The organism is Pararhizobium sp., from assembly GCF_035497515.1.
GTDB lineage: Bacteria > Pseudomonadota > Alphaproteobacteria > Rhizobiales > Rhizobiaceae > Pararhizobium.
On the sequence record NZ_DATJDJ010000046.1, the window covers coordinates 1 to 3,687 of the forward strand.

At 59.3% G+C, this 3,687-nt stretch carries 5 protein-coding genes and 2 tRNA genes; 5 read left to right on the plus strand and 2 right to left on the minus strand.

Annotated features, from left to right (window positions below):
* Nucleotides 1–136 precede the first annotated feature (136 nt).
* A complete protein-coding gene (locus VL202_RS04830) occupies nucleotides 137–511 on the plus strand; it encodes a CAP-Gly domain protein (protein WP_325463027.1) in 375 nt (124 codons plus the stop codon).
* A 59-nt stretch (nucleotides 512–570) separates the two neighbouring features.
* Here the strand turns inward: VL202_RS04830 and VL202_RS04835 are convergent, their stop codons facing one another.
* Both VL202_RS04835 and VL202_RS04840 read right to left on the minus strand, forming a co-directional pair.
* On the minus strand, nucleotides 571–828 hold the full coding sequence (locus VL202_RS04835) for a hypothetical protein (protein ID WP_056331828.1): 258 nt from the start codon (nucleotides 826–828) through the stop codon (nucleotides 571–573).
* Nucleotides 829–1,073: 245 nt separating this feature from the next.
* Nucleotides 1,074–1,149: transfer RNA gene (locus VL202_RS04840), tRNA-Val, on the minus strand.
* A gap of 467 nt (nucleotides 1,150–1,616) precedes the next feature.
* Here VL202_RS04840 and VL202_RS04845 point away from each other — a divergent pair.
* From VL202_RS04845 to VL202_RS04860, 4 genes are all read left to right on the plus strand, one after another.
* A tRNA-Asp gene (locus tag VL202_RS04845) sits at nucleotides 1,617–1,693 on the plus strand.
* Nucleotides 1,694–2,312: 619 nt separating this feature from the next.
* Complete coding sequence (locus tag VL202_RS04850) at nucleotides 2,313–2,678, plus strand: NADH-quinone oxidoreductase subunit A (protein WP_056331826.1); 366 nt, start codon at nucleotides 2,313–2,315, stop codon at nucleotides 2,676–2,678.
* Nucleotides 2,669–3,247 carry a NuoB/complex I 20 kDa subunit family protein gene (locus tag VL202_RS04855; protein ID WP_056331824.1) on the plus strand — a complete coding sequence of 193 codons (579 nt, stop codon included), beginning with the start codon at nucleotides 2,669–2,671 and terminating at the stop codon, nucleotides 3,245–3,247. Before VL202_RS04850 ends, VL202_RS04855 begins: the two co-directional genes overlap by 10 nt.
* Nucleotides 3,248–3,264: 17 nt before the next feature.
* Nucleotides 3,265–3,687: NADH-quinone oxidoreductase subunit C (locus VL202_RS04860; protein ID WP_325463028.1), on the plus strand; the 423-nt coding region annotated here is incomplete at its 3' end.

Consider the following 3,687-nt stretch of genomic DNA (forward strand, 5'->3'; position numbering starts at 1 on the left):
CAGGTCGATGCGAGGAGGAGGCGATAGCGGCAGGCCTCTGCCTGCCTTGTCGATTGCATATCGAGGCAAAAGGCCGCTATGGACAGGCCAGCGCGTCGAAGGCTAGGCCCTCGGCCTGAAGAATAGGATATCGCGGATGAACAATTTTCACGTCGGACAAAAGGTCGTCTGCATCGACGACCGGTTCAAGAACGTCTCGATCGACCAGGGCATTCGCAAGGGCCAGATCTATACCATTCGCTGGGTCGGCCCCTACAAGCATTATATCGACGGCGAGTTCATCGGCGTGAAGCTGGCGGAGATCCACAGGGGCAATGACGACGGCCCGGAAGGCTATGGTGCAGCCGACATGCCGTACCGCGCCACGCGCTTCCGGCCGTTGCTCAAAGACAGGCTATCGGCCCTCAAGAACCTTTTGGCACCGACCCCGAAGGGCGAGACGCCCTATATGCCGAACGCACCCGAAGAACCCAGGCGCAAGGCGCCCGTGCGCAAGAAGGAAGATGTCTGAAGGGCAGGCTGTTTAGCCTCTTCCCGCCGCGTCGCCGCCGGGCTGCAGTCAACCGACCGTCAGCGTGAATTCGTGAGCTGTTCGCGCCGCACCAGCCGCAGCGAACGGTCGGGCTGGATAATATAGGTTTCCTCGGCCGGGCGGCCATATTCATCCTTCAGCATGTGGCGCAGCGTGCTGCCGGGCGGCGCCTTGGTCAGGCTCGTCGTCGGCCGGCCGCCATAGGTGATGCTGCCGGGAATGGGCTCGATTTCCGGAATGGCGGTGCAGCCGGCAAGGCCCGCCACGATGGCCAGGGCAAGAATCGAGATTTTCATGGCTGCTCCGTTTCTCTCGCCGCTCGGGCGAGCGGGCATGATCGGTCTTGTCGAATCGGGATGTTCCGTCGCCAGACATGGCGACTGCGCCGCATCCTGACAAGAGCCCGCACCGTGTAACCACGCTACAGATGACGGTATTTCACGGAGACAGAGCGGCATCAGTCCAAGGTGATATCCTCAACCGAGGCGACCATGAGGACAGCGGCAAGCTGGAAGGATGAAAGTTGCAGAGAAAGAGAGAATGGTGGGCGATGACGGACTCGAACCGCCGACATCCTCGGTGTAAACGAGGCGCTCTACCAACTGAGCTAATCGCCCTTCGCGAAGCAGAGCATGTCCGCCGCGTCGGTGGCCGTGATCTATTCGTAACGGCGAAAAACTGCAAGAGCGTTGCATAAGTTTTTTCGATTTTTTTGCCGGCCTTCCGTTTCGCGTGACGCACGCCGCCGCAACAGAGACTGGCTTTCCCGAGAGGCCGCGTCCGTAGCGGGTGCGGAGGCGGCGTATCGAGACGGATTCGGACTTCCAATAAATCCGGGCAAGCCCTTGAAATAACGACCGGGCATTGCCGGCATGTGGACAGTGGAAAAAAGATCGCGGACCAAAACCCCGGCGCAGCGGGCTTTCGCCCGACATGGCGCCTGGAATTTTCCGATTGTCGTGATTTTGTTTTTCAACGCGCTTGACACTCCCGATCGAACCCCTTAATCAGCCGCTCATCGGACGGCGCAACGCCGCTTCGACACAGGAAAGAGGCGCCGCGAGGCGGTTCTTTTGGAAAATGCGCGGGTGTAGCTCAGTTGGTTAGAGTGCCGGCCTGTCACGCCGGAGGTCGCGGGTTCGAGCCCCGTCACTCGCGCCATTTTCCACAATCTTGCAATTGGTTGCAGGGAATTCTTCAGAAGTAAAATTAAAGCCTTTGTGCGCGTCGTTTGTCTTGGCGCCGTTGCTGCGGTCGTCGACAATACGCTCTCGGATTCTTTGAACGGCCGTCATTGGTGGCGCGCGCGACGGATTGCCGTCGTTACCTGTCAGCATCGAACTGCGCCGATATCCGCGACGCGCCGACAAAGCGCCGCCATGGTGACGCATCAGTGCAAATTGCGAATAGGGGCCATGCAATCCTGCCTTGCCTTGTCGCCGGCCGGCGGGGCGAAAAGCGCGCTACAGGCTTCCGCTCCCTGTCGTTTTTCAACCGATTTAGCCGCTGCGGCCATATGTCCGCAGGGTCAATGGAAAAGGCTGTTCTGCGCCGATTGGGTCGCGTTGGCGAGGGTCGGGCGCGATTTGCGCGTAATTGTCGGAGATGCTAGATTTGCGCCGTTCTTCATTCCTGGCAAGGATGGGGTGAAAACCTTTCTCAAGGCTTGCACAGCGACGCTGGCTGCGCTAACCACATCGGCGTTGCAACATATTTTTCGGCCTGTGAGCCTTTGTTTTTGCGCTTTTTCAAGTGCGCCTCGCAGGCAGGGACGGATAGAATGACAGACCTTCTCGGCTCCTATATCCCGATCGCTATTTTCATCGGTATTTCACTGGTCATCGGCCTGGCGCTTTTGATCGCGCCGTTTGCCGTTGCCTACAAGGCGCCGGACGATGAAAAGCTGTCGGCCTACGAATGCGGCTTCAACGCCTTCGACGACGCCCGCATGAAATTCGACATTCGATTCTATCTCGTGTCGATTCTCTTCATCATCTTCGATCTCGAAGTGGCCTTCCTGTTTCCCTGGGCCGTCTCGTTCAAGGAGATGGGCTGGTTCGGTTTCTGGTCGATGATGGCATTCCTCGGAGTGCTGACCATCGGCTTCATCTATGAATGGAAAAAGGGAGCGCTCGAATGGGAGTAGCAACCAATATGCCGGCCGTATCCCAGGCGCCGAAGGGGATCATCGATCCCTCCACCGGCAAGCCGATCGGCAGCAACGACAAGTTCTTTGGCGAGATCAACAATGAACTCGCCGACAAGGGTTTTCTTGTCACCTCGACGGACGAACTCATCACATGGGCGCGCACCGGCTCGCTGATGTGGATGACCTTCGGTCTTGCCTGCTGCGCCGTCGAGATGATGCAGATGTCGATGCCGCGCTATGATGCCGAGCGGTTCGGCTTTGCGCCGCGTGCCTCTCCGCGCCAGTCCGACGTGATGATCGTCGCCGGCACGCTGACCAACAAGATGGCGCCGGCGCTGCGCAAGGTCTATGACCAGATGCCCGAGCCGCGCTACGTCATCTCGATGGGCTCCTGCGCCAATGGCGGCGGATATTATCACTATTCCTATTCGGTGGTGCGCGGCTGTGACCGCGTCGTGCCGGTCGATATCTATGTGCCGGGCTGTCCTCCCACGGCAGAAGCGCTCCTTTATGGGGTGCTCCTGCTGCAGAAGAAAATCCGTCGCACCGGCACGATCGAACGGTAAGGGCAGGGGACCTGACAATGAGCGAAGCCCTGAACGGACTTCTGACCTATCTGCGCGAGACGCGCGGTACGTTGATCGCCGATGCCGCCGTCATGCATGGCGAGCTGACGCTGACCTCGACCGCTGACAATCTGATCGCGCTTCTGACTTTCCTGCGTGACGATCCGCGATGCGGCTTCATCAGTTTCATCGATATCTGCGGCGTTGACTGGCCACAGCGTGCCGAACGTTTCGATGTCGTCTACCATTTGCTGTCGCCCAAGCAGAATCTGCGCATCCGCATCAAGGTCGTCACCGGGGAGGATCAGCCGGTCCCGTCCGCCTGCGCCGTCTATCCGGGCGCCGACTGGTTCGAGCGGGAGGCCTATGACATGTACGGCATCCTGTTCACCGGCCATCCGGATCTGCGCCGCATTCTGACGGACTACGGTTTCGAAGGC

What these genes read in the sequence shown, in the direction of transcription:
- VL202_RS04850 (WP_056331826.1), top strand. Translation starts at nt 2,313, where the DNA reads ATGACAGACCTTCTCGGCTCCTATATCCCGATCGCTATTTTCATCGGT.
- VL202_RS04855 (WP_056331824.1), top strand. Translation starts at nt 2,669, where the DNA reads ATGGGAGTAGCAACCAATATGCCGGCCGTATCCCAGGCGCCGAAGGGG.
- VL202_RS04830 (WP_325463027.1), top strand. Translation starts at nt 137, where the DNA reads ATGAACAATTTTCACGTCGGACAAAAGGTCGTCTGCATCGACGACCGG.
- VL202_RS04835 (WP_056331828.1), bottom strand. Translation starts at nt 828, where the DNA reads ATGAAAATCTCGATTCTTGCCCTGGCCATCGTGGCGGGCCTTGCCGGC.